The organism is Solirhodobacter sp. (assembly GCF_964715405.1).
Genome location: NZ_CBAICG010000022.1, coordinates 12,865 through 36,039, shown reverse-complemented (window position 1 = coordinate 36,039; position 23,175 = coordinate 12,865). Strand labels below are relative to the sequence as shown.

General features: G+C 68.9%; 20 protein-coding genes. 5 read left to right on the top strand and 15 right to left on the bottom strand.

Annotation, left to right across the window (positions count from 1 at the left end; all coding sequences use genetic code 11):
• Positions 1-46: 46 nt before the first annotated feature.
• Positions 47-2,809 (bottom strand): aconitate hydratase AcnA, encoded by a 2,763-nt coding sequence (gene acnA, locus AC11WY_RS11405; protein ID WP_482925493.1) that lies wholly within the window; start codon positions 2,807-2,809, stop codon positions 47-49.
• Between the two features lie 258 nt (positions 2,810-3,067).
• On the opposite strand from acnA, the gene AC11WY_RS11400 reads away from it, so the two are divergent.
• A complete protein-coding gene (locus tag AC11WY_RS11400; protein WP_482925491.1) occupies positions 3,068-3,901 on the top strand; it encodes a DUF1223 domain-containing protein in 834 nt (277 codons plus the stop codon).
• Between the two features lie 2 nt (positions 3,902-3,903).
• Here the strand turns inward: AC11WY_RS11400 and AC11WY_RS11395 are convergent, their stop codons facing one another.
• From AC11WY_RS11395 to purB, 4 genes are all read right to left on the bottom strand, one after another.
• Entirely contained in the window at positions 3,904-4,791 is an 888-nt protein-coding gene (locus AC11WY_RS11395) for a lysophospholipid acyltransferase family protein (protein WP_482925489.1), read from the bottom strand.
• Positions 4,788-5,708: a DMT family transporter gene (locus tag AC11WY_RS11390; RefSeq protein WP_482925487.1), complete on the bottom strand. Its 921-nt coding sequence runs from the start codon at positions 5,706-5,708 to the stop codon at positions 4,788-4,790. The genes AC11WY_RS11395 and AC11WY_RS11390 overlap by 4 nt, the downstream gene beginning before the upstream one ends.
• A gap of 285 nt (positions 5,709-5,993) precedes the next feature.
• Positions 5,994-7,070 carry a flagellar motor switch protein FliG gene (locus AC11WY_RS11385; protein ID WP_482925551.1) on the bottom strand — a complete coding sequence of 359 codons (1,077 nt, stop codon included), beginning with the start codon at positions 7,068-7,070 and terminating at the stop codon, positions 5,994-5,996.
• A gap of 73 nt (positions 7,071-7,143) precedes the next feature.
• Positions 7,144-8,451: an adenylosuccinate lyase gene (gene purB / locus AC11WY_RS11380; protein WP_482925485.1), complete on the bottom strand. Its 1,308-nt coding sequence runs from the start codon at positions 8,449-8,451 to the stop codon at positions 7,144-7,146.
• Between the two features lie 88 nt (positions 8,452-8,539).
• On the opposite strand from purB, the gene AC11WY_RS11375 reads away from it, so the two are divergent.
• Together AC11WY_RS11375 and AC11WY_RS11370 are read left to right on the top strand one after the other, a co-directional pair.
• Positions 8,540-8,953: a DUF6314 family protein gene (locus tag AC11WY_RS11375; RefSeq protein WP_482925483.1), complete on the top strand. Its 414-nt coding sequence runs from the start codon at positions 8,540-8,542 to the stop codon at positions 8,951-8,953.
• A 283-nt stretch (positions 8,954-9,236) separates the two neighbouring features.
• Positions 9,237-9,851: a biotin transporter BioY gene (locus AC11WY_RS11370; RefSeq protein WP_482925549.1), complete on the top strand. Its 615-nt coding sequence runs from the start codon at positions 9,237-9,239 to the stop codon at positions 9,849-9,851.
• A gap of 138 nt (positions 9,852-9,989) precedes the next feature.
• On the opposite strand, the gene AC11WY_RS11365 is transcribed toward AC11WY_RS11370, so the two are convergent.
• The gene (locus tag AC11WY_RS11365; RefSeq protein ID WP_482925481.1) at positions 9,990-10,775 is read right to left on the bottom strand and encodes a 23S rRNA (adenine(2030)-N(6))-methyltransferase RlmJ; all 786 of its coding nucleotides are present in this window, start codon (positions 10,773-10,775) and stop codon (positions 9,990-9,992) included.
• Between the two features lie 131 nt (positions 10,776-10,906).
• Here AC11WY_RS11365 and AC11WY_RS11360 point away from each other — a divergent pair, with 131 nt between their 5' ends.
• Positions 10,907-11,470, top strand: coding sequence for an inner membrane-spanning protein YciB (locus tag AC11WY_RS11360; protein WP_482925479.1), 564 nt, complete (start codon positions 10,907-10,909; stop codon positions 11,468-11,470).
• An 87-nt stretch (positions 11,471-11,557) separates the two neighbouring features.
• Here AC11WY_RS11360 and AC11WY_RS11355 read toward each other — a convergent pair whose 3' ends face one another.
• The 9 genes from AC11WY_RS11355 to dddP form a co-directional block, all read right to left on the bottom strand.
• Positions 11,558-12,769, bottom strand: coding sequence for an MFS transporter (locus AC11WY_RS11355; RefSeq protein ID WP_482925477.1), 1,212 nt, complete (start codon positions 12,767-12,769; stop codon positions 11,558-11,560).
• A 344-nt stretch (positions 12,770-13,113) separates the two neighbouring features.
• Complete coding sequence (locus AC11WY_RS11350) at positions 13,114-13,890, bottom strand: NAD(P)H-dependent oxidoreductase (protein ID WP_482925475.1); 777 nt, start codon at positions 13,888-13,890, stop codon at positions 13,114-13,116.
• Positions 13,891-13,946: 56 nt separating this feature from the next.
• Complete coding sequence (locus tag AC11WY_RS11345; protein WP_482925473.1) at positions 13,947-15,164, bottom strand: bifunctional alpha/beta hydrolase/OsmC family protein; 1,218 nt, start codon at positions 15,162-15,164, stop codon at positions 13,947-13,949.
• Between the two features lie 370 nt (positions 15,165-15,534).
• Entirely contained in the window at positions 15,535-16,734 is a 1,200-nt protein-coding gene (locus AC11WY_RS11340) for a serine hydrolase domain-containing protein (RefSeq protein WP_482925471.1), read from the bottom strand.
• A 47-nt stretch (positions 16,735-16,781) separates the two neighbouring features.
• On the bottom strand, positions 16,782-17,813 hold the full coding sequence (locus AC11WY_RS11335; RefSeq protein ID WP_482925469.1) for an extracellular solute-binding protein: 1,032 nt from the start codon (positions 17,811-17,813) through the stop codon (positions 16,782-16,784).
• Positions 17,814-17,873: 60 nt separating this feature from the next.
• Positions 17,874-18,683: an ABC transporter permease gene (locus tag AC11WY_RS11330; protein WP_482925467.1), complete on the bottom strand. Its 810-nt coding sequence runs from the start codon at positions 18,681-18,683 to the stop codon at positions 17,874-17,876.
• Positions 18,676-19,602: an ABC transporter permease gene (locus AC11WY_RS11325; protein WP_482925465.1), complete on the bottom strand. Its 927-nt coding sequence runs from the start codon at positions 19,600-19,602 to the stop codon at positions 18,676-18,678. The genes AC11WY_RS11330 and AC11WY_RS11325 overlap by 8 nt, the downstream gene beginning before the upstream one ends.
• 2 nt (positions 19,603-19,604) lie before the next feature.
• Entirely contained in the window at positions 19,605-20,702 is a 1,098-nt protein-coding gene (locus tag AC11WY_RS11320) for an ABC transporter ATP-binding protein (RefSeq protein WP_482925463.1), read from the bottom strand.
• Positions 20,703-20,900: 198 nt separating this feature from the next.
• On the bottom strand, positions 20,901-22,244 hold the full coding sequence (dddP, locus tag AC11WY_RS11315) for a dimethylsulfonioproprionate lyase DddP (protein ID WP_482925461.1): 1,344 nt from the start codon (positions 22,242-22,244) through the stop codon (positions 20,901-20,903).
• Positions 22,245-22,364: 120 nt separating this feature from the next.
• Between dddP and AC11WY_RS11310 the strand changes: the two genes are divergently transcribed.
• Positions 22,365-23,168: a heme-dependent oxidative N-demethylase family protein gene (locus tag AC11WY_RS11310; RefSeq protein WP_482925459.1), complete on the top strand. Its 804-nt coding sequence runs from the start codon at positions 22,365-22,367 to the stop codon at positions 23,166-23,168.
• The last annotated feature ends 7 nt before the right edge of the window (positions 23,169-23,175 follow it).

Here is a 23,175-nt window from a genome sequence, read left to right as displayed (position 1 = left end):
CCTCGGGGGGTCCGGGGGGCAGACAGCCCCCCGGCCGCGGTGCGGATCACCCCGCCTTGGCGAGGTTGCGCAGCACGTAGTGCAGCACGCCGCCGTGGCGCACATAGTCGATCTCGATCTCGGTATCGATCCGGCACTTGATCTCGATCGTCGTTTCCGACCCGTCCGCGAAGCGGATCGTGCAGGGCACCAGGCTCAGCGGCGTCAGATCGCCCGCCAACCCGTGGATCGAGACAACCTCATCCCCTTTCAATCCCAGGGACTTGCGCGTCATTCCTGCGGTGAACTCGAACGGGATCACGCCCATCCCGACCAAGTTGGAGCGGTGGATGCGCTCGAAGCTTTCGGCGATCACCGCCTTGACGCCCAGCAGGGCGGTGCCCTTGGCCGCCCAGTCGCGCGACGACCCCGCGCCGTATTCGATGCCGCCGAAGATCACCAGCGGCACGCCCGCCGCCTGCCAGGCCATCGAGGCGTCATAGATCGAGGTCTGCGCGCCGTCCGGCCCCTTGGTGTAGCCGCCTTCGACGCCACCGGTTTCATTGGCCAGCATCTCGTTGCGGATGCGGATGTTGGCGAAGGTGCCGCGCATCATCACCTCGTGGTTGCCGCGCCGCGAGCCGTAGCTGTTGAATTCCGACACCGGAACCTGCCGTTCGGTCAGATACTTGCCGGCCGGAGTTGAGGCTTTGAATGAACCGGCCGGGCTGATGTGGTCGGTGGTGATCATGTCGCCCAGGATCGCCAGCACATGCGCGCCGTCGATGTCGTGGATCACCCCCGGTTCCCTGGCCATGCCTTTGAAGTAGGGCGGGTTCTGCACATAGGTCGAGGTGGCGGGCCAGTCGTAGGTCAGGCTGTCGGTGGTCTTGACGCCCTGCCACTTGGCGTCGCCCTTGAACACGTCGGCGTATTTCTTCAGGAACGCGGCGCGGGTGACGGTCCGGTCCACCAGATCGGCGATTTCGGCGTTGCTCGGCCAGATGTCCTTGAGGAACACCGGCTGGCCGTCCGTGCCGGTGCCAAGCGGTTCGATGGTCAGGTCGATGTTCATGTCGCCCGCCAGCGCATAGGCCACCACCAGCGGCGGGCTGGCGAGGTAGTTGGCGCGCACGTCGGGCGAGATGCGGCCCTCGAAGTTGCGGTTGCCCGACAGCACGGCGGTGGCGATCAGGTCATTGTCGCCGATCGCCTTCGAAATCTCGGGCTGCAGCGGGCCGGAGTTGCCGATGCAGGTGGTGCAGCCGTAGCCGACCAGGTTGAAGCCGATCGCGTCGAGGTCTTGCTGCAGGCCCGCGGCTTCGAGGTATTCGCTGACCACCTGCGAGCCGGGCGCCAGCGAGGTCTTGACCCAGGGCTTGCGGGTCAGCCCCAGCGCGCGCGCCTTGCGCGCCACCAGCCCCGCGCCGATCATCACATAGGGGTTCGACGTGTTGGTGCAGGAGGTGATCGAGGCGATCACCACCGACCCGTCGTGCAGGGTGTAGGCTTCGCCCGCGACGGCGGCGGATTTGCGGGCATCCATCACCGGGGTGTGGTTCGGGCCCTCCGACCCCATGTCCTTCGCGGCGGTGCCGGCATCGACGCCGCGGTACTCGCAAACGGTCTTGTAGAAGCCGCCCGCGGCCTGATCGAGCGGGGTGTAATCCTGCGGCCGCTTCGGCCCCGAGATCGCGGGCACGATGGTGCCCATGTCGAGTTCCAGCGTCGAGGTATAGACTGGCGCATAATCCGCCCCGCGCCACATGCCGTTGGCTTTCGCGTAGGCTTCGACCAGCGCCACGCGGGCCTCATCCCGCCCGGTCTGGCGCAGATAGCGGATGGTTTCGCCGTCGACCGGGAAGAAGCCGCAGGTGGCGCCGTATTCGGGCGCCATGTTGGCGATGGTGGCGCGGTCGGCCAGCGGCAGATGGTCCAGCCCCTCGCCCCAGAATTCGACGAACTTGTTCACCACGCCATGCTTGCGCAGCATCTGCACGACCTTCAGCACCAGATCGGTGGCCGTGGTGCCTTCCCGCATCGCCCCGGTCAGCCTGAAGCCGACGACCTCGGGGATCAGCATCGACACCGGCTGGCCCAGCATCGCGGCCTCGGCCTCGATCCCGCCGACGCCCCAGCCGAGCGCGGCAAGCCCGTTGACCATCGTCGTGTGGCTGTCGGTGCCGACCAGCGTGTCGGGATAGGCGACCACCGCCCCGCTTTGATCCGTGTCGGTCCAGACCGTCTGGGCGAGGTATTCGAGGTTGACCTGATGGCAGATGCCGGTGCCCGGCGGCACGACGCGGAAGTTCTGAAACGCCGACTGGCCCCATTTCAGGAACACATAGCGTTCCATGTTGCGTTCATACTCGCGGTCGACGTTCATCTGGAAGGCGCGCGGGTTGCCGAATTCGTCGATCATCACCGAGTGGTCGATGACCAGATCGACCGGGTTCAGCGGGTTGATCCTTTCGGCGTCGCCGCCCAGCGCGATGATCGCGTCGCGCATCGCGGCAAGATCGACCACGGCGGGCACGCCGGTGAAATCCTGCAACAGCACGCGGGCCGGGCGATAGGCGATCTCGCGCGGGTTCTTGCCGCCGAGGGTGGCCCAGTCGGCGAAGGCGCGGATGTCGTCCAGGCTGACGGTCTTGCCATCCTCGAAGCGCAGCATGTTCTCCAGCACCACCTTCAGCGCGGCGGGCAGGCGCGAGAACTGGCCAAGCCCCGCGGCTTCGGCCGCCGGGATGGAATAATAGGCGACGGTGGCGCCGCCCGCGGTCAGGGTCTTGCGGGTTTTCGCGCTGTCATGTCCGACGATCACGGTCATCAGGGCCTCCTGGCATCTGGCGTCATGGGCAATGTCCTCTTGCCCCACGGGGGGTTGCGGTGCAAGGGAGTCGGCACAATTGTATGCAATTGTATGCCAAAAATCCAGTGCAATTCATCCTCCCGTTGCCGGAACGAGGCGCCCATGTCACGGCCGATCGAGAATCCGACAGCAAGTGTCGGGTTCGCCTCGCTAAACCTTGATTGGCCGCAGGCGCCACAGTTGAATAAGACTGGGGCGAACCAGAGGAAACGAGTCATGAAGAAGCGTCGCTTGGCCGCTGTTGTCGTCGGTTTCGCTCTGGCGCTCGCGGCCAACCTCGGCGCGGCCGAAGAGATGGACGCGGTCGCCGCCGCCGACGGGCCGAATGACGAGCATCCGGCAGACCCGCAGCGCGCCGATTCGGGCCAGCACCAGGTTCAGGACGCCGCCCCCGCGCAGCCCGGCGCCGCCACCGCGCACCCGGTCGTGGTGGTCGAGCTGTTCACCTCGCAGGGTTGTTCCTCCTGTCCGCCGGCCGACGCGGTGCTGTCGCAGCTTGTCAACCATCCCGGCGTGATCCCGCTCGCGCTGCACGTCGATTACTGGGATTACATCGGCTGGGCCGACAAGTTCGGCTCGCCCGCCTATACCGCGCGGCAGAAGGCCTATGCCCATGCCGCGGGCAATCGCACGATCTACACGCCGCAGTTGATCATCGAGGGCGACGACCGGGTCGAGGGGCCGCGGCCGCTCGACGTGGCGGAACTGATCCAGGAACACCACGCCGGAACCACGCCCGTGGTGCTGACGCTGGTGCGCGACGGCGACAGCGTGAAGATCGAGGCCAGTTCGACGCAGACCTTCGGGCCGAAGGTGCTGCTGGAACTGGTCCGCTATCTGCCCGAACAGACCGTCGACATCGAACGCGGCGAGAACGCGGGCAAGACCATCACCTACCGCAACATCGTGACCGCCTGGCAGACCGTCGGCACCTGGGACGGCGCCCAGCCGTTCTCGCTGCTGGCGCAGGCGCAGGGCAGCGAGCCGGTGGTGGTGATCGTGCAGCAGCCGGGGCCGGGCGAGATTCTGGCGGCGGCCGTGCTGCGCTAGGGTCAGTCTTCCGACCCGCCCTTCCAGCGGCGGTGCACCCAGAACCACTGGTCCATGTTCTGGCGCACATGCGCCTCCAGACTGTCGTTCAGCGCCTGCGTCATCGCCTCGGGCGTGCCGGGCGGGATCGGGGACTCCACCACGATGTGAAAGCTGATCCCGTCGGGCGCGCGGATGGCGTACATCGGCACCAGGTCGGCATCGTAGCGCAACGCCAGGTCGGCCGCCGACAGCGCGGTCAGCGCCTCGTGGCCGAAGAAACGCAGCCGCGCGCCGCGGTGGAAATGCTGGTCGATCAGCATCGCCAGCATCCCCCCGCCGCGCAGAAACCGCACCATGTCAGCCAGCCCCGCCTTGCCGCGCGCGAACATCGGGCGGCCGATCGCCTCGATCGCGCGCACATAATGCTCGTTGAAGTAGCGATTGCTCATCGGGCGGTAAAGCGCGCCGACGCGGTAGCCCCGCGCGATCAGCGCGGCGCGGCAGGCGTCGTAATTGCCGAAATGTCCCGAGACCAGCACCACCGGCCGCCCCTCGGCCTTCGCCCGGTCCAGCGTTGCCAGCCCCGGCCCGGTGATCGGCATCTGCGCCACGCGGGCGGCGAATTCGGTGCCCGAGTAGATCTCGATTAGCGTGCGGCCCGCGTTGTCGGGCACCGCCCGCATCAGGCGGCGCACCTCGGCGGCAGGCAGGTCGGGGCGCACGAGCGCGAGGTTGGCGCGGACACGGGCCCGGTAGCCCGCCAGCGGCGCCACCAGCCGCGCCATCACCCAGCCGCACAGCGGCACGCGCCAGCGGTAGGGCACGCGCAGCAGCGCACCGATCAGGCCGCGCAGCAGTCTGTCCTGGCGCCAGTCGGCGGCGGTGCGGCCCTCGGTCTCGTCGCTCATGTCCCGTCCCGTCCGGTGGCCTGCCGGGCGCGGCTGGCCCGGGTTTCCCGGTGCCAGACATAAAGTCCGGCCCCCGCGATCACAAGCGCACCGAGAATGGTCCAGCCATCGGGCCAGTCACCGAAGAAGATCAGCCCCAGGGCTGCGGCAAAGATCAGGTCGGTCTGCCCGAAGGGGGCGACCACCGAAGCCTCGGCCAGGGTGAAGGCGCGGATCAGGAACAGCTGCGCCACCACGCCGACCAGCCCGATGCCGGCGAACAGCCACAGGTCGGCGGGCGCGATCGGGCGCCAGACCGCGGGCAGGGCCGCCGTGGTCGCCGCCGCGCCGATCAGGGTGGAGTAAAGCAGCGAGGTCCAAACCGACTCGGCCTGCCCGATCCGGCGCGTGATGATCGCGTAGCCGGTGTAGCACAGCGCGCCGCCCAGCGGCAGCAGCGAGGCGGGGGTGAAGACCGCGCTGCCGGGCCGGATGATGATCAGCGCGCCGATGAAGGCCGCCGCCACCCCGGCGATGCGGCGCGGGCCGATCTTTTCCTTCAGGACCAGTGCCGCGGCCAGCGTGATCAAGACCGGGCTGAGGTCGGCGATGGCGGTCGCCTCGGCCAGCCCGATCCAGCGCAGCGCGGCGAAGAACATCGCGGTGGAGCCGAGCTGGCACATTGATCGGGCGACCTGCAACCACGGATGCGCCGTCCGCAGCACCGCCCCCAGCCGCCGCGCCTGCCACAGCGCCACCCCGACCGACTGCACCGTGTAGCGCGCCCAGACCACCTGCACCGTGTCGTAGCGCCCGATCAGCGCCTTGGCGAGCGCGTCCATCGCGGTAAAGGCGACGACGGCGGCCAGCATCATCACGATGCCGCGCGCGGTCGCGGCGGGCAGGGCGGGCGTGACAGAGGGGCGGGGGGTGGTCATGGCGCGACCTTAGGCGGACCGGCCGGGCAGAGGCAACGGGGCGCGTGCGACGGCGTTGGGTCGGCGGGGCGCTGCCCCCGAGGCCCCCGACGGGTTTCCGGACGCTCATCGCTCCGCGAGTGTTGGCGGCCCGGACGGCGGGGCGGCGTGGTCCCGCGAAGGGCGTGGCGCGGGTCCGGCCGGGTCGGCGCGGCGCGGCCCGGCGGTCTTTGGGTGATGCGCCCGGTCGCCGCGGCCGAGACCACCCTTGGGGGGCCGGGCAGGGGGAGGGCAGGGCGCGGGCGCCTAGTCCTCCTGCAGGATCAGCACCACCTCGCCGGCGGTTTCGAGCCCGCGGATTGCGATCACAACGGCGTTCATGGCGTCTTCGGCGTCTTTCGCCTTCACCGGGCCGCGGGCCTCGATCTCTTCGCGCAGCGCGGCGGCGAGGCGTTGCGACATGTTGGCGAGCAGGAACTCGGTCGCGGCGGCGGTCTCGGGGGCGGCGGCGGCACCGACGAAGGCGGTCACCAGCGTCGCCTGGTCGATCAGGCGCAGCACCTTGGGCACGTCGCGCGGCACCAGGCGGCGCGGGATATGGGAGAAGGTGAAGATCGCGCGCCGCACCCGCCCGGCAAACTCGGCATCGGTGGCGTCGAGACCGCGCAGCACCTCGTCGCGCGTCAGCGCGGCCGAGAGGTTGAGGATCGCCCCCACGCGTTCCACCGGGTCGGCCTCGAAGGCGCGCGGCGGCACCGCGTCAAGCTGCGCGGCCAGCGACAGGCCGATGCGGCGCACGGTGTCGGGGTCGATGTTGGCGGTCAGCGACACGGCATAGGCGATGCGGCGGGCACGCTCGCCCGGCAGGCGGCCCATCAGATCGGCCGCACGGGTGATCGGCAGCTTGGACAGCAGCACCGCCGCCACCTCGGCGCTTTCGGCGTCGAGCACGGCCATCAGCCGTTCGGGCGGCAGCGTGGCGATGCGTTCCCAGGGGTCGGCGCGGTCGGCGAGCCCGCTCATCCGGCGCAGACGCGCGGCGGCGGAAGCGCTGATGTGGCCGTCGAGCAGGCCGAGCGCGCCGTCGATGCCGCCGGGGAACGACAGGCCCACGCCGTCGAGTTCGGTCAGGAACTCCTCCACCGTGGCGCGCAGGGTGTCGCGGTCGACCATCCGCATCAGCCCGATTTCCTCGGTCAGCGCGGCTTGCAGATGCTCGGGCAGCGCCGACAGCGGCACCGGGGCACCCTCGGCCAGCAACAGCCGCACGATCACCGCGGCCTTCTGGCGGCTGGTCAGCCCGCGTTGGGGCGGCGTGGCGATGGCGCCGCCGGGCATTCGGCGCGGGGACGCCGCTCTGGCGGCCAGTTCGTTCGACACCATCACCCTCCGTCGCTTGACTCGGGGGCAGGTTGACAGGCCGGGGTTAAGGCCGCCTTACGGTCGGCCGCCCGCGTCAGCTCTCGCCGAAGACCCGGGCAAAGATCGTGTCGACGTGCCGGGTGTGGTAGCCAAGGTCGAACTTCTCGTCGATCTCGGCCTCGCTCAGCGCCGCGCGCACCTCGGGGTCGGCCTTCAGTTCGGCGCGGAAATCGGCGCCCCGTTCCCACACCTTCATCGCGTTGCGCTGCACCAGCCGGTAGCTGTCCTCGCGCGAGACACCCTTCTGGGTCAGCGCCAGCAGTACCCGCTGCGAATGGATCAACCCGTTGAACTGGTTGAGGTTCCGCAGCATGGTCTCGGGGTAGATCACCAGCTTTTCCACCACCCCCGCCAGCCGGTTCAGCGCGAAATCGAGCGTGATGGTGGCGTCCGGTCCGATCGCGCGTTCGACCGAGCTGTGCGAGATGTCGCGTTCATGCCAGAGCGTCACGTTCTCCAGCGCCGGCGTCACCGCCGAACGCACGAGGCGGGCGAGGCCGGTCAGGTTCTCGGTCAGCACCGGGTTGCGCTTGTGCGGCATCGCCGAAGACCCCTTCTGGCCGGGCGCGAAGAACTCTTCCGCCTCCAGCACCTCGGTGCGCTGCATGTGGCGGATCTCGGTGGCGCAGTTCTCGATCGAGCTGGCGATCACGCCCAGCGTGGCGAAGAACATCGCGTGGCGGTCGCGCGGGATCACTTGCGTCGAAATCGGTTCCGGCGTCAGGCCCAGCATCGCGCAGACATGCGCCTCGACCGCCGGGTCGATGTTGGCGAAGGTGCCGATGGCGCCGGAAATCGCGCCGGTGGCGATTTCCGAACGCGCGTTCACCAGCCGCGCCCGGCCGCGCGCCATCTCGGCGTAGAAGCGTGCGAAGGTCAGGCCCATCGTGGTCGGTTCGGCGTGGATGCCGTGGCTGCGGCCGATCCGCACCGTCATGCGGTGCTCGAACGCGCGCGCCTTCAGCGCGGCCAGCACCCGGTCCATGTCGGCCAGCAGGATGTCGGTGGCGCGCATCAGTTGCACGTTGAACGTGGTGTCGAGCACGTCCGACGAGGTCATGCCCTGATGCACGAAGCGGGCGGCGTCGGCGCCGACGATCTCGGCGAGATGGGTCAGGAAGGCGATCACGTCATGCCGGGTGACGGCCTCGATCTCGTCGATGCGTGCGACGTCGAAAGTGGCGTCCTTCGCGCGCCACACCGCCTCGGCGTTGGCCTTGGGGATCACGCCAAGGGCGGCCTGCGCGTCGCAGGCATGGGCCTCGATCTCGAACCAGATGCGGAACTTGGTGTCGGCCGACCACAGGGCGACCATTTCGGGGCGGGAATAACGCGGGATCATCGGCGAGGCCTTTCGCGGGGAAGGGTTGCGGGGCGGGCGCGCGCCCTCATAGAACGGGCGCGGGGGCGCGACAAGCGGAAGGGCGCGGATGCCGGGGATACAGGACTTCGCGGGGCGCTGGAGGCTGGAGCGGCGGATCGCGGACCGCCGCGCCGGGGTCGAGGGCCGTTTTGACGGCGCGGCCGACCTGACGCCCGAGGGCGCGGGCCTGACCTACGCCGAGCGCGGGCAACTGGTGTTGGGGGCGGGCGCGCCGATGACGGCCGAGCGGCGCTATCGCTGGACGCAAGGCGAGGGCGGGCGCATCGCGGTGGCCTTTGCCGACGGGCGGGCGTTCCACAGCTTCGATCCCGCCGCGGGCGCGGCGGAGGCCGCGCACTGGTGCGACCCCGACGATTACCGCGTGCGTTACGATTTCAGCGCCTGGCCGCTGTGGCGCGCGGTGTGGCAGGTGCGCGGGCCGCGCAAGGACTACCGGATGGAAAGCCTCTACCGCCGGTAGGGGGGCGCTGCCCCCCTCGCGCCGTGCGGCGCTCACCCCCCGGGATACTTGAGGACCGAAAATGGGGCCGCGCCGCCTCTTTTTCGGCCCGCAAATATCCCGGGCTGAGGCGCGATCCGACATGCGCCAGTGGCGCATGTCCGCAACGAACGCCCGGCCCCGTGGGCCGGGCTGGGGGGCCGCGCCCCGGCGGTTTCGCGACCGCAGCATGGCGGGGCTTGCGCGGGGGCGGGGGTTGCGGCAGAAACGGGGCAAGGCTTTCACGGAGGGACGGCAGATGGCGATGACGGACATGACCCTGGCCGAGCGGGTCGCGCCGCGCGCGGCGCTCATGCAGGTGGTGCTGGTGGTGGCGGGGATCGCGCTGCTGACGCTGGCGGCCAAGGTGCAGGTGCCGATGTGGCCCTCGCCGGTGCCGGTGACGATGGGCACCTTCGCGGTGCTGGCGCTGGGCGCGGCTTATGGCCCGCGGCTGGGGCTGGTGACGATCCTGGGTTACATGGCGATCGGTGCGCTGGGCGCCGACGTGTTCGCCGGGTCCGCGAAGGTCAGCGGACTGGCCTACATGATGGGCAGCACGGGCGGCTATCTGGCGGGCTATGTGCTGGCGACGCTGGCGCTGGGGCTGGCGGCGCGGGCGGGCTGGGATCGCTCGGTGCCGAAGATGGCGGGCGCGATGCTGATCGGCAACGCGCTGATCTACCTTCCGGGCGTGCTCTGGCTGAATCATGTCATCGTGGCGGGGGGCCTGTTCAAGGCCGACACCTTTGCCACCGTCCGGGATCAGACGCTGGCCTGGGGCCTGACGCCCTACCTGATCGGCGACGCGATGAAGCTGGCGCTGGCCGCGCTGCTGCTGCCGGGGCTGTGGAAGATCGTCGGCCGCGCGCGCGGCTGATCGGGGTTTCCGGACGGATGAGGGGCGCGCGCCGCAAGGCGGGCGCCCGTTTCGTTTGGGGCAAGGCGCGTCGCCGGGGCGGCCCCGGTGGGGCGGCGCCGGGCCCGGGTCTGCCCTCGCGGTTCCGCGCCGCGCCTGTCACCCCTCGATCAGCCCGCTCAGCCGCTTGGCTTCCACCTCGATGCCCCAGGGGGCGTTGACGAGGAAGACGCCGCTGCCCTCGATCCCGCGGCCGTCGCGGGCGGGGCCGAAGCGGACCTCGTGGCGGAAGGCGCCGGGCAGGCCGGCCTCGCCGAGCGCGCGCAGCATGGCGTGATGGGGGGCGTCGGGCAGCAAGGGATACCACAGCATCAGGGTGCCGACGTTCCAGCGCCGGTGCACGGCGGCGATCAGGTCGGGCAGGGCCTCGTAGTCGGTCTTTACCTCGTAGCTCGGGTCGATCAGCATCAGCCCGCGCCGCGGCGTCGGCGGCGTGCGCGACAGCGCCATCGCGAAGCCGTCCTCGCGGTGGACGCGGGCGAGGCCGTAGGGGGCCATCGCCTGCACCAGGGCGGCGTGTTCCTGCGGGTGCAACTCGGCGAGGTGCATCACGTCGCCGGGGCGCAGCGAAAGCGCGGCGATCAGCGGCGAGCCGGGGTAGGCGGCCGGGCCGTGCAGGGCGCGGGTCTGCGCGAGGCGGCGGGCATAGGGGTGATCGGGGGGAAACCAGCCCCGCGCCTCGGCCCGCAGGATGCCGCCGGCGGCCTCGCCGGTCTTGCGCGCCTCGGGGGCGTCGAGCGCATAGAGGCCGCGCCCGGCGTGGGTTTCGAGGTAGCTGAGCGGCTTGTCCTTGCGCGTCAGGTAATCGAGCATCACCGCCAGCAGCGCGTGCTTGTGCACGTCGGCGAGGTTTCCGGCATGGTAAAGGTGCTGGTAGGAAAGCATGGCGTGTCCCGCTGTTGCGCTGCATCCGAGCTTTCGCGGGTTTCGCCGGGCGGCGCAAGCGGTGTGGTGGCTGGACCGGAGGGCGGGAGTCTGGTAAGGGGTTCGGCGAAGTAGCGAGAGGGCGGTGGCCAGTGCAATACTTCGTTCATGCGGTCGGGCATTTGCTGTCCGACCTTGCCTCGACCGTGCTGTTCCTCATCATCGTGATCGCCACCGGCGATGTGCCGTCGGCGATCCTGGCGGGCATGGCGCTGGGTGCCGCCCAGATCGGCTGGGAGCTTTGGCGCGGCCGCCGGGTCGAGACGATGCAATGGCTCAGCCTCGGGCTGGTGCTGGGCTCGGGCGGGGTCGCGCTGCTGACCGGCGACGCGCGGATCGTGATGCTGAAGCCGAGCCTGATCTACCTGATCATTGGCGCCGTCATGCTGAAGCGGGGCTGGATGACGCGCTATATGCCCCCGATCGTGCAAAAGCTGGTGCCCGATGTGGTCGAGGGTTTCGGCTTTCTCTGGGCCGGGCTGATGATCCTGTCGGCCGGGCTGAACATCGTGCTGGCGCTGCGGCTCGACCCGGTGCAATGGGCCTCGGTCATGGCGGTCTATGCGCTGGTCAGCAAGCTGGCGCTGTTCCTGGTGCAGTTCACGGTGATGAAGGTCGTGGCGCGGCGGCGGGTGCGGCGGGGCGCGGCCATCTAAAGCGAATTGCGTTCATCTTGACTCAGAATTCGCCCCAGGATTTGGGCGAATTCTGATGTCCTTGTGTCAGATAAAACGCAATTCGCGCTAGGCCTTGGGCGTGGCGCCCAGCGTCGGGATCGCGCGGCGGGCAAGGCCGAGGGCGATCAGGCCGAGGACGGCCAGCCCCGCCCCGGCGAGGAAGGTCGCGCCCGATCCCGCCGCCTGCCAGAGCACGCCCGCCAGCGTGCTGGCGACCAGCAGCGCCACCCCGGTGATCAGGTTGAACATGCCGTAGGCGGTGCCGCGCAGGTCGGGCGGGGCGATGTCGGCGACCAGCGTGGCCAGCAGCCCCTGCGACAGCCCGACATGCAGGCCCCAGAGCGCGATACCCAGCGCCAGCGCGCCGAGGCCGGTGCCGAGGCCCAGCACCAGATCGGCCGCGATCAGCACCGGGAAGGCGGCGGCCAGCAGACCGATGCGCCCCGTTCGGTCCGAGAGCCGCCCCGCCGGGTAGGCGGCGAGCGACGAGACGAGGTTGACGCCGACCAGCGCCAGCGGCACCAGCGCCAGCGGCAGCCCGGTTTCCTGCGCCTTCAGGATCAGGAAGGCGGTGCTGAACTCGGCCAGCGTCATCAGGCTCGCGACGCCGACCACCAGCCAGTAGGCGGGCTTGAGCCGCCGCAGTTCCGCCCGCCGCAGCGGAATGCGGGCGGCGGGGCGGGCGCTGCTGGCGGGCTCGCGCACCGCGACGATCAAGAGGCCAAGGGCGAGGAAGGCGGGCGCCACCGCGACCCAGAACACCGCGCGCAGGTTGCCCGCGAAAAGCCAGACGCCGACCATCGCGCCCAAGGGGCCCAGGAAGGCCCCGGCGAGGTCGAGCGACTGGCGCAGGCCGAAGGCGGCGCCGCGCGCCTCGGGCGGGGCCAGATCGGCGATCATCGCGTCGCGCGGCGCACCGCGCAGGCCCTTGCCGACCCGGTCGAGAAAGCGCGCGGCCACCACCCAGGCCAGTGTGGGCGCGAGCGGAAACAGCGGTTTCGTCAGGGCGGCCAGCCCGTAGCCCAGCACCGCCAGCGCCTTGCGCCGCCCCAGCCAGTCCGACAGCGCGCCGGAAAAGACCTTGACGATCGCCGCCGTCGCCAGCGCGATGCCCTCGATCATCCCCACCGCCGCCATCGGCGCGCCCATCACGGTGACCATGAACACCGGCAGCAGCGCGTAGGTCATCTCGGACGAGACGTCCATCAGGAGCGACACGAAGCCGAGGGCAACCACGGCGCGGGGGATGGGGGCAGAGAGGGCGGCGGGTTGGGTCATGGGGCGAGACTAGGACGTGATGACAGGCGCGGGAAGAGTCGCGTTGCCGGATGGGCAGGAGTCTTGCCCGATGTGTCCGTTGACACATCGGGCCGCGCCTGCCACCCGGCCCGCCCACGGGGCGGGCGTTCTTCGGGGCAAAGGTCCACTGGACCTTTGCTTTTCCCTCATCACCCCCTGGCTGGCGCGTTACCGCGCCAGCCCAGGCAGGCGCGGCCCGATGATCCCACACGCACCCGGCCGCACGCCCCTGCCCAACGGCTTTCAGCCTTATGGGCAACCGGCCCTGGCACCGATCCCCGGAAAGGTGTCCTTTCGGACCGGGGGGCGCGGCGTCGGCGGCCCTACTCGATCTCCAGCCGTTCGCGGCGGCGGATGTAGGGGCTGTGGACCGGCGCGCCGGGCTTGATGCGGCCGTCGGGGCCCCAGTCGGCCATCCGGTTGAAGGGCACCAGCGGCTCGGCCATGATGCCCGCCATCCGCGCGGCGTGACCGTCGGTGATCCCACGCAACCGCGCCTCGACCGTGGCGGGATCGGAGTAGCGCAGACCCGCCTCGACCCCATAGGCGACCTGGGGCGCGCAGATGCCGAAGCCGACATAGGCCAGTGTGAAATTGACCGGCCAGAGCATCAGATCGATGTCGCCGCTGCGCCCGTCGAAGCCATAGGTGTCGCGGCTGGTGCCCACGGTGGGTGACAGCAGCGCGCGTTTGCCAATGAAGCGGCCGGTTTCAAAGCGGTAATCGCCGCGGTAGACGGCACCATAGGCGAACACGCGGTCGAACCAGCCCTTCAGCATGGCGGGCGGCAGGTGCCACCACATCGGGTATTGCAGGATCACCAGATCGGCGGCGTCGAGGCGGGCGATTTCCGCTGTCACCTCGGGCGGCAGGGTGCCGGTGGCCGAGGCGTGGCGTTGTTCGGACTGCGCGTCGAACCGGGCCGGGTCGGCGCGGTCGGGGTAGTACGTCGGCCCCTCGCAGGGATCGAAGCCCATCGCGTAAAGGTCGGAGACGGTGACGCCCCAGCCCTGCGCCATCAGCGCCTCGCGCGCCACGGCGGCAAGGTGCGCGTTGAACGACTGCGGCTCGGGGTGGGCCAGAACGATATGCGCCTGCATCGGGGACTCCTGCGGTTGGTCGCCATCCTTGGCCGGAACCGCCGGGGGGTGCAACCTTACCCCACCAGCGCCGTGTCGATGCGTGTCGCGGCGCCGAGGGTGCGGTGCACCGGGCAGCGGTCGGCGATCTCGATCAGCTTGACGCGCTGGGGGGTGTCGAGCTTGCCCTCCAGCGTGATGCGGCGGGTAAAGCGGTCGATCTTGTCGGCCTCGGTGCAATGCGCGCAGTCCTGTGCGTGCACCTTGTCATGCGTCACCTCGACTATCACCTGGGCCAGCGGCCAGCCCTTGCGGCGGGCATACATCCGGATCGTCATCGCGGTGCAGGCGCCGAGGCCCGCGGCGAGCAACTGGTAGGGCGACGGGCCGCGGTCGGTGCCGCCATAGGCCAGCGGCTCATCGGCGGTCAGGTGGTGGCGCGGCCCCAGCGCCACGTCCTGCTGAAAGCCGCGCGGATCGGCCTCGGTCACGCGGACCACGCCCTCGGGCGCTCCGGGCGGCGGCGCCGGGGGGCGCAGGTCGAGATGGCGCGCGGCCCAGGCGGCGATCACCCCGGCGGCGGCGTCGGCATCGGCAGGATCGCTGATCAGATGGTCGGCGGTGTCAAGCGTGACAAAGCTCTTGGGGTGTTTCGCGGCGGTGAAGATGCGGGTCGCGTTGTCGATGCCGACCACCGGGTCGCGCGGCGCGTGCATCACCAAGAGCGCCTTGTTCAGCTTGCCAAGGTCCTGGCGCAGCTTGCCCGGCGCGATGTCGGCGATGAAGCGGTCATCGACGCGAAAGCTGCGCCCGCCAAGGTCGATCCTGGCCCAGCCGCGATCGGTCGGCCGTTCCAGCGCGCCGCCGTAGTTGCCATCGGCATGGGTCGGATCGAAGGGCGTGGCCAGCGTCACCACCGCGCGGGCGCAGTCGAGCCAGGGCGCCATGCACAGGATCGCGGCACCGCCGAGCGAATGGCCGATCAGCAGCGCGGGCGGCATCCCGCGCGCCTCCAGTGCCTGCGCGGCGGCCATCAGGTCGGCGGCGTTGGCACTGAAACTCGGGTTCTCGACCTCGCCGCCCGGATGGCCGAGGCCGGTGACATCGAAGCGGCAGACGGCGATGCCGAGCGCGGTCAGGCGGCGCGCGATGCGGCGCGCGGCGGCCACGTCCGTGCCGCAGGAAAAGCAATGGGCAAAGAGCGCGGTGGCGAGATGCGGCCCCTCGGGCAGGTCGAGCCGGGCGGCAAGTCGGAGGCCGTCGCGGCCCTCGAAGGTCAGTCGTTCGGTTGGCATGCGGGTCTCCCTTGGGCGGAAACCTGCCGGGGCGGGTGCCGCGCCGCAAGCCTGTGTCAGCGACCTGACGGGATGGTGAGCGGTTGTTGCAGGGGGGATCTTGCCCGATGTGTCCGTTGACACATCGGGCCGCGCCTGCCACCCGGGCCGCCCACGGGGCGGCCGTTCTTCGGGGCAAAGGTCTACAGGACCTTTGCTTTTCCCTCATCACCCCCTGGCTGGCGCGTTACCGCGCCAGCCCAGGCAGGCGCGGCCCGATGAACGCGGTTCGGTTCCAGCCGCACCCAACTTGCCCAACGGCTTTCAGCCTTATGGGCAACGGGACCGGACAACTCTCCACTGGAGAGTTGCCTTGCGGTCCCGCGACGCCCTACCCCACCGCCGCGATCATCGCGGCAATCGCGGCGCGGGTCGGCACGTCGCGCATCGGGCTGAGGAACTCGGGCCAGCTTGACAGCTTCACCGCCACCGCGTTGTGCGCAAGGTCGATATAGATCAACTGGCCGAACACCCCGCGCGCCAGGATCAGGCTGTTGTCGCGGTTGCCCAGCCAGCACTGGTTGCGATAGCCGCCCTCGGGCAGGGTGGCGCGCGCCTCGGGCGGGAATTCGGCACTGTTGCGGCTGCGGATCGCGGCGATCCAGCCGGGCGGGATCACCCCGCCGCCCAGGAACAACTGGCCGAAACGGGCATAGTCGCGCAAGCTGGCGTTGAAGCCGCCATCGGCCAGCGCATAGCCCGCGCGATCGACCGTGAAACAGGCGCTTTCCTCGGCGCCCATCGGTTGCCAGATTTCCTCCGACACCAGTTGCGGCAGGCGCTTGCCCGTTACCCGCTCCATCGCGAAGGCCAGCACGTCGGTCTCGATCGAGCGATACTCGAAGCGTTGCCCGTGGGGCCGCACCTGATCCTTCAGGCTCACAATCAGCTTCCAGACGTGTTCCGGCCAGACAAAAGCCGGGTCGGCCTCGGGCGGCGGCTGCTTCCAGCCGCAGGCGACATCAAGCTGCCCGATCTCGGAGGTCGGGTTCTCATAGGTCTCGTCGAACCGCACGCCGGTGGTCATGTCCAGCACATGCTGCAACAGCGCGCCGTTCCAGCCGGTGGCGGCCAGTTCCGGCAGATACGCCGTCACCGGGGCGGCGGGGTCCAGGAGCCCGCGCCCAATCAAGATGCCCGCCACCGCGCCCGTCACCGTCTTGGCGACCGACTGCGACAGGTGCAGGCTGCGCGGGGTCATGCCGTTGAAATACCGCTCTACCACAACCGCGCCGTCCTGCATCAGCAGGAAGCCGTCGGTATAGGTGTCCTGCCACAGCCGTGTCAGCGGCCCCTGCCCGCCGCCGACCTGCGGCACGTCGAGCGTATCGAGATCGCGTTCCGCCCGCGCCAGCGGCGTCACCGGCCCCGGCCCGCGCCAGACCTCGGCGGTGGGCTGCACCTCGCGGATGTGCTGAAAACTCCAGCGGTTCCACGGCGCGCGGTCCCAGTCGAGGCGCGGCGGGATCAGCGTCGGGGGCGAACCTGCCATGATGGCCGGGCGCGGATCGGACGTGGGATCGGGGGTCATGCTTTGTCCTGAACGGGAACGGGGGGCCCGAAGGCCCCCCGTCGGGATCACTTGCGCAGGTTGGTCCAGATCTTGTTGTAGATGTCGACAACCTCGGGCGGGCAGGGCGGCACGAACTCGGGCACCGGCGTGCCGGCCGGCGGCGTTACCTCGGGCGAGGTCGCGAACTCGGCGGGCAGGAACTTCAGGCTGCCCTCGATGCCGTTGTTGTAGCCCGCGAATTCCGAGATCAGCGCGGCATTTTCCGGGTCCATGATGAAGTTCTGGAAGAGCTTGGCGTTGTCCATGTTCTTCGCGCCCTTCAGCACGGTGACGTTGTCCATCCAGCCTTCGATGCCTTCCTTGGGATAGGCAAAGGCCACCGTCGGCATCTTCTGCCGCATCCGGTAGGCCGCGCCGTTCCAGGTTTGCGTCACGATCACGTCGCCCGAGGTCATCTTGGTGATGGTGTCATAGCTGAAGGTCTTCCAGTCGGCCTTGGCCTTCAGCAGCAGGTCGTTGACCTTCTTCAGCGCGTCCTTGTCGGCCCCGCAGCGCGGCAGGCCAAGGTAGCGTTCGGCGGCGTGGATGACCGAGTTCTCGTCGTCCAGCACGTTGATCTGGCCCTTCAGCTCGGCCGGGGTGTCAAAGAGGATCGCGTAGGTGTTGATGTCGCCCTTGAACTTCGACGTGTCCACCGCAAAGGCGGTGGTGCCGAACTGCCACGGCACCGAATAGTGGCGGCCGTCGTCCCAGTAGACGCCGACGTATTCCGGCTTGACGTTCTTGAAGTTCGACATCTGGTCAGGCTCGGTCTTTTCCAGCAGCCCCTCGCCGACCATGATCTTCACGGTGTAGTCGGAGGGCACGACGATGTCGTAACCCGAGTTTCCGGCGCGCACCTTCGACAGCATCGTCTCGTTGGAGTCGTAGTCGTCGAGCGTGACCTTGATGTTGTACTGCTTCTCGAACTTGTCGATCAGCTTGGGGTTGGTGTAGTCGCCCCAGTTGTAGATGTGCAACTCGCCATCCGCGAGGGCGGGCAGCGCCACGGCCAGTGCGGCCGTCGCCATCATGGCGGCCATCAGTCCTTTTTTCATTGTCGTCTCCTCTGTTGGTCTTTCGGCTTGCAGGTTCAGCGGCGCTTGCGCGCGATCAGGTCAGCGGCGCTTGCGCGCGATCAGGAACGAGATCGCCACCACGATGATCGAGACCATCAGGAGGATGGTGGAGATCGCGTTGATCTCGGGCGTCATCGGGCGGCGGATCTGGTTCCAGATGTACAGCGGCAGGGTGGTCTGGCCCGGCCCGGCCACCAGTTGGGTGATGGTGAAGTCGTCGAACGAGACGATGAAGGCCAGCGCCATGCCCGACAGGATGCCGGGCACCAGCAAGGGCAGCGTCACCCGGCGGAAGGCGTGCCAGGGCGTCGCGTAAAGGTCGGCGGCGGCCTGTTCCAGCGTCAGGTCCATATCCTCCAGCCGGGCCCGGATCGGCATGTAGGCGAAGGGGATGCAGAACACCGAATGCGCGATGATCAGGTTGCCGATGCCCAGGTTGATGCCCAGTCGGCCCGCCACCAGCGCGAAAAAGGAAAGCGTCGCGATCGCGGTGACGATCTCGGGCACCATCAGCGGCAGGTTGATCACCATGAAGGCGGCCATCAGGCCGCGCCAGGGCTTCACCCGCGTCATCCCGATCGCCGCCAGCGTGGCGGTGACGGTCGACACGATGGTGGCGGTGACGGCGATGATCATCGTGTTCTTCGCCGCCGAGTGGAAATCTTCATTCGCCAGCGCGGTGCCGTACCAGTGCAGGCTGATGCCCTCCCAGTGCGTGACGATCGACCCCGAGTTGAACGAGAAGATCATCAGGATCAGGATCGGCGCATAGAGCACGAACAGGCAGAAGAGTGCCACGCCGCGAAAGCCCGGCTGTTCCTTGGTGTCGAGCAGAAGCTTTTCAGCCATGCTTCGTCCCCCGCGTCGTCGCCCGGACATAGAAGAACAGCGCCACCAGCACCGCCGCCATCAGGATCAATGCCTGCGACGAACCCAGCGGCCAGTTCCGCCCCGAGCCGAACTGCTGCGCGATCAGGTCGCCGATCATCAGGTGGGTGCCGCCGCCCAGGATCAGCGGCGTCACATAGGCGCCCAGCGTCGGGATGAAGACCAGCAGGCTGCCCGCCACGATACCCGGCATCGACATCGGGATGATGATCCGCCACAGCACCTGTCGGCGGGTGGCGTAAAGGTCGTAAGCCGCCTCGACCAGACGGAAATCGAGCTTTTCCAGGCTGGCGTACAGCGGCAGCACCATGAACGGCAGGAAGCTGTAGAGCAGCCCCAGCACGATGGCGAAGTTAGTGTAAAGCAGGGTGATCGGCTTGTCGATGATGTGCAGGCTCATCAGCGTGATGTTGATCAGCCCCTCGTCGCGGATGATGAACATGATCGCCAGCGTGCGCACCAGCAGGTTCGACCAGAACGGAATGGTGATCAGCAGAACCCACCAGTTGCGCTGCGCGGGCGGCCGGGTCGCCATGAAGTAGGCGGTCGGAAAGCCGATGCCGAGGCAGACCACCGTGGTCACCACCGCAAAGACGAACGAGCGGAAGTAGATGATCAGGAAGTCGGGCGAGAATTGCAGCGCGTCCGAGAAGATGTCGCGCTGAAACAGGAAGTTCATGTAGGCGTTGGGCGTGAACTGCCACAGCACGCCGCCATAGGGCGCGGGCGCGAGGAAGGAATAGACCAGCACGATCAACAGCGGCACGATGCCGAACAGCGTCACGATCACCACCGCCGGGCTGGCGAGGGCGCGGTTGCGGCGGGCGGCGGCGCGGGTCGCCTCGGCCTCGAAATCGTTGACGGGGGGGGTGTCGGTCATCCCTAATCCCTCAGCACGCGGGCGGCGCCCTCGTCGACGCGGATGCCGACGCGGGCGCCGGTGTCGAACACCTGCGCGCCGCGGCTGTTCTGGCGCCGCACCATGAATTCCTCGCCGCCGTCGAGGGTGACGTAGTAATGCGTGTCGGTGCCGAAATAGACCACGTTCGCGACGGTGCCGGCGAAGGCCTCGGCGCCGCTGGGCGCCACCACCTCAGCGTGTTCGGGGCGGATCACCACGGTGGTGCGGCCCCTGGGCGCAAAGCCGTCCGGCACGCCCGCCGACAGCGTGGCCCCGGCCCCCAGCCGCACGCTGGCATTGGCGCCGTCGATGGCGATCACCGCGCCTTCCAGAAAGTTGGTCTCGCCGATGAAGTTCGCCACGAAGCGTTCCGACGGCTTGTCATAGATCTCGTGCGCCGAGCCGATCTGCAGCACATGGCCCTTCGACATCACCGCGATGCGGTCGCTCATCGTCAGCGCCTCTTCCTGATCGTGGGTGACGAAGATGAAGGTGATGCCGGTTTCATGCTGCAACCGCTTCAGTTCAAGCTGCATCTCCTTGCGCAGCTTGTAGTCGAGCGCCGACAGCGGCTCATCCAGCAACAGCACCTTGGGCTGCGGCGCCAGCGCGCGGGCCAGCGCCACGCGCTGCTGCTGGCCGCCGGAGATTTGGCTGGTCTTGCGGTTCTTCAACTCCTCCATGCGGACCAGCTTGAGCATCTGATCCACCCGCGCCGCGATCTCGGCCTTCGGCTTGCCCAGCATTTCAAGGCCGAAGCCGATGTTCTGCCCCACCGTCATGTGCGGGAACAGGGCGTAGTTCTGGAACACCGTGTTGATCGGCCGCTTGTAGGGCGGCAGGCGGGCGATATCCTCGCCATAAAGGCGAATTTCGCCGGTGGTCGGGTAATCGAACCCGGCGATCAGGCGCAGCAGGGTGGTCTTGCCGCAGCCGGACGGGCCAAGGAGGGTGAAGAATTCATTCGCCCGGATGTCGATCTCGACCTCGGCCAGCGCGGTGACGCGGTCGTCCCCGGTGCCGAAGACCTTGCTGACCTGACGAATGGCGATTGCAGACGTATCCGGTGCATCAAGCACGTTTGGCGTATCCCTGTTGCTGACCCGGCTGATCCGGGTGCTCTGGCCTTTCGCACGGGTCAAGCCCGCGCAGGGCGCGTTGTAGCCGCAAGCTTATTGAACGGGCATTCAAAAGCAAGCCGTGCCTTGGCTGTTTTCCCTCGGGTGGACATTTTTTCCGACAACGCGCAGAATTTGCCCGATTTTTCGCCGCCGTTATCACGCCCGGCCGGTCAGCCGCGGGTCGAACGGATAGCGCGTCAGCGTTTCAAAGCCGGTTTCGGTGATCAGCACCTGATCCTCCAGCTTGATCGAGAAGTCGCCGCCCTCGGGCGACACCAGCGCCTCGACGCACAGCGTCATGCCGGGTTCCAGCACCACCTCGAAGGCGCCATCGACCCAGCCGTCGGGGTAGGGCACGAAGGGCCATTCGTCGCACAGGCCGACGCCGTGCATCTTGCACGAATATTTCTGCGCCCAGTATTGCGGGTCAAGCTGATGGCCGCCGTGGGTCAGTTCGCGCACCGTCACGCCGGGTTTCAGCAGCGACCGGTTCACCTCGATATGGTCCATCGCGTGGTGCATGGCCGAGATCATCGCGTTGGTCGGCCGGGCCTCGCCGACCCACCAGGTGCGCGAGATGTCGATGCACATGCCGTAGGCGCCGATCAGGTCGGTGTCGAAGGCAACGATTTCATCGGGCCGGATGATCCGGGGCCCGCATTCCTGAAACCACGGGTTGGTGCGCGGGCCCGAGGCCAGCAGCCGCGTCTCGATCCACTCGCCGCCGCGGCGGATGTTGCCCGCGTGGAGTTCGGCCCAGACGTCATCCTCCGACATGCCGCCCCGGGGGATGCCATCGCGCGCCGCCGCCTCCATCTCGGCGATCGCCGCCTCGCAGGCGTGGTGGGCGCAGCGCATCGCCAGGATCTCGTCCGGGCCCTTGATGGCGCGGGTGCGTTCGGTGACCTCCTCGCCCTCCAGCACCTCGAACCCGGCGCGTTCCAGCGCGCGCAGACCGGCGACCATGATCTTGTCGACCGCCAGCCGCCGGTTCCGGCCCGCGTGGGCCCGCATCACCTCGTCGATCTGGCCCGCGAAGGACTGCGCCGCCGCGTCGCCGCGGTCGCCGGTCACGGCATAGAAGAACGAGGCGCCCGAGCGGACCTCCTTGACCAGCGGGTTGAAGGCGGTCAGGAACGGCGCCTGCTTGTAGTCCCAGATCGCCATATGCCCGTCGGCGCACAGAAGAACGGCGCGGAAGGGGTTGTGACTGTTCCACAATTGCATGTTGGTGGTGTCGGTGGCGTAGCGGATGTTCAAGGGGTCGAACATCAGCACGCCGCCGATGTCGCGGTCCACCAGCGCCTGCGTCAGCCGCCCCCAGCGGAATTCGCGCATCGCGGTCAGGTTGGGCGGCGTCAGCCCCGCCGCCGCCCATTCGCGAAACGCCAGTTGCGTCGGCCCGATCTCCACCCGGTCAAGGTCGTTCGGGCTGCCGTCGCCCAGCGTCTGGCCCCGGCTCGGGTCGATCTTGCGGCGGTCAGAATAATGCGTGGTCATCGGTGCCCCCCTGTTGGGGTCAGGATGCGTGCCGCCGGGCCCGGTGCGCGCGCCGGAATGCGACGGGGGGCGTCGGTTTGGGCCTGTTCCGGCCCGCCCGGTTTGGGGTATCCCGGCGCCATGACCGAGATTCTACAAGCCAGCCTGCCGTTCGCCCCCTGGGCCGATCCCCGCACCCGGCGCCTGCCGGGCATCCTGCCGCTGGAACCGGGCGACTGGCTGCGCGCCGATGACGCCTTCGCCGGCCAGATGGCCGAACGGGACCGGCTGATCGCCACCCGGCGCGAGGCCGTCCACGCGCTGTCGGACCGTGCGCGCCCGGCGGCGGAGGAATTGCTGGAGGTGGTGCTGGACGATCTGCGCGGCAAGCCGGGCTATACGGTTGCGACGCAGACGGTCACCCGGCCCGATGGTGTGGTGGTGCCGCTCGACTGCGCGGAGCCGCTGCTGACGCTGGGGCGGCTTTGCCAGGAGGATTTCTGCCTGCTGGAACGCGCCGAAGGCGAGGGCGAGCACATCCTGACCGGCGCGATCCTGTGCTTTCCGGCAAGCTGGACGCTGGCGGAAAAGTTCCTCCGTCCGCTGATCGGCATCCATGTTCCGGTCGCGGTCTACGACGCCGACCTTGCCCGCCGGGTGCAGCGGCTCTTTGAGGCGATCCGGCCGGGGCAGGGCCTGTGGCGGGCGAACGCGCTGCACTACACCGACGCAACGCTGCACCATCCGCGCACCGAGGCGGCGCCGCGGCCCAAGCCGCAGGGTGTCGCGCCCTACATCCGGTCGGAACGGCAAAGCCTGACGCGGCTGCCGCGCACGAATGCAGTGGTCTTCGCAATCCACACCTGGGTGTTGCGTCGCGACAACCTGACACCGGCGCAGGAACAGGCGCTGCACGAGCACCCGATCCACCGCGCGGGGGGGTAAGTCGGTC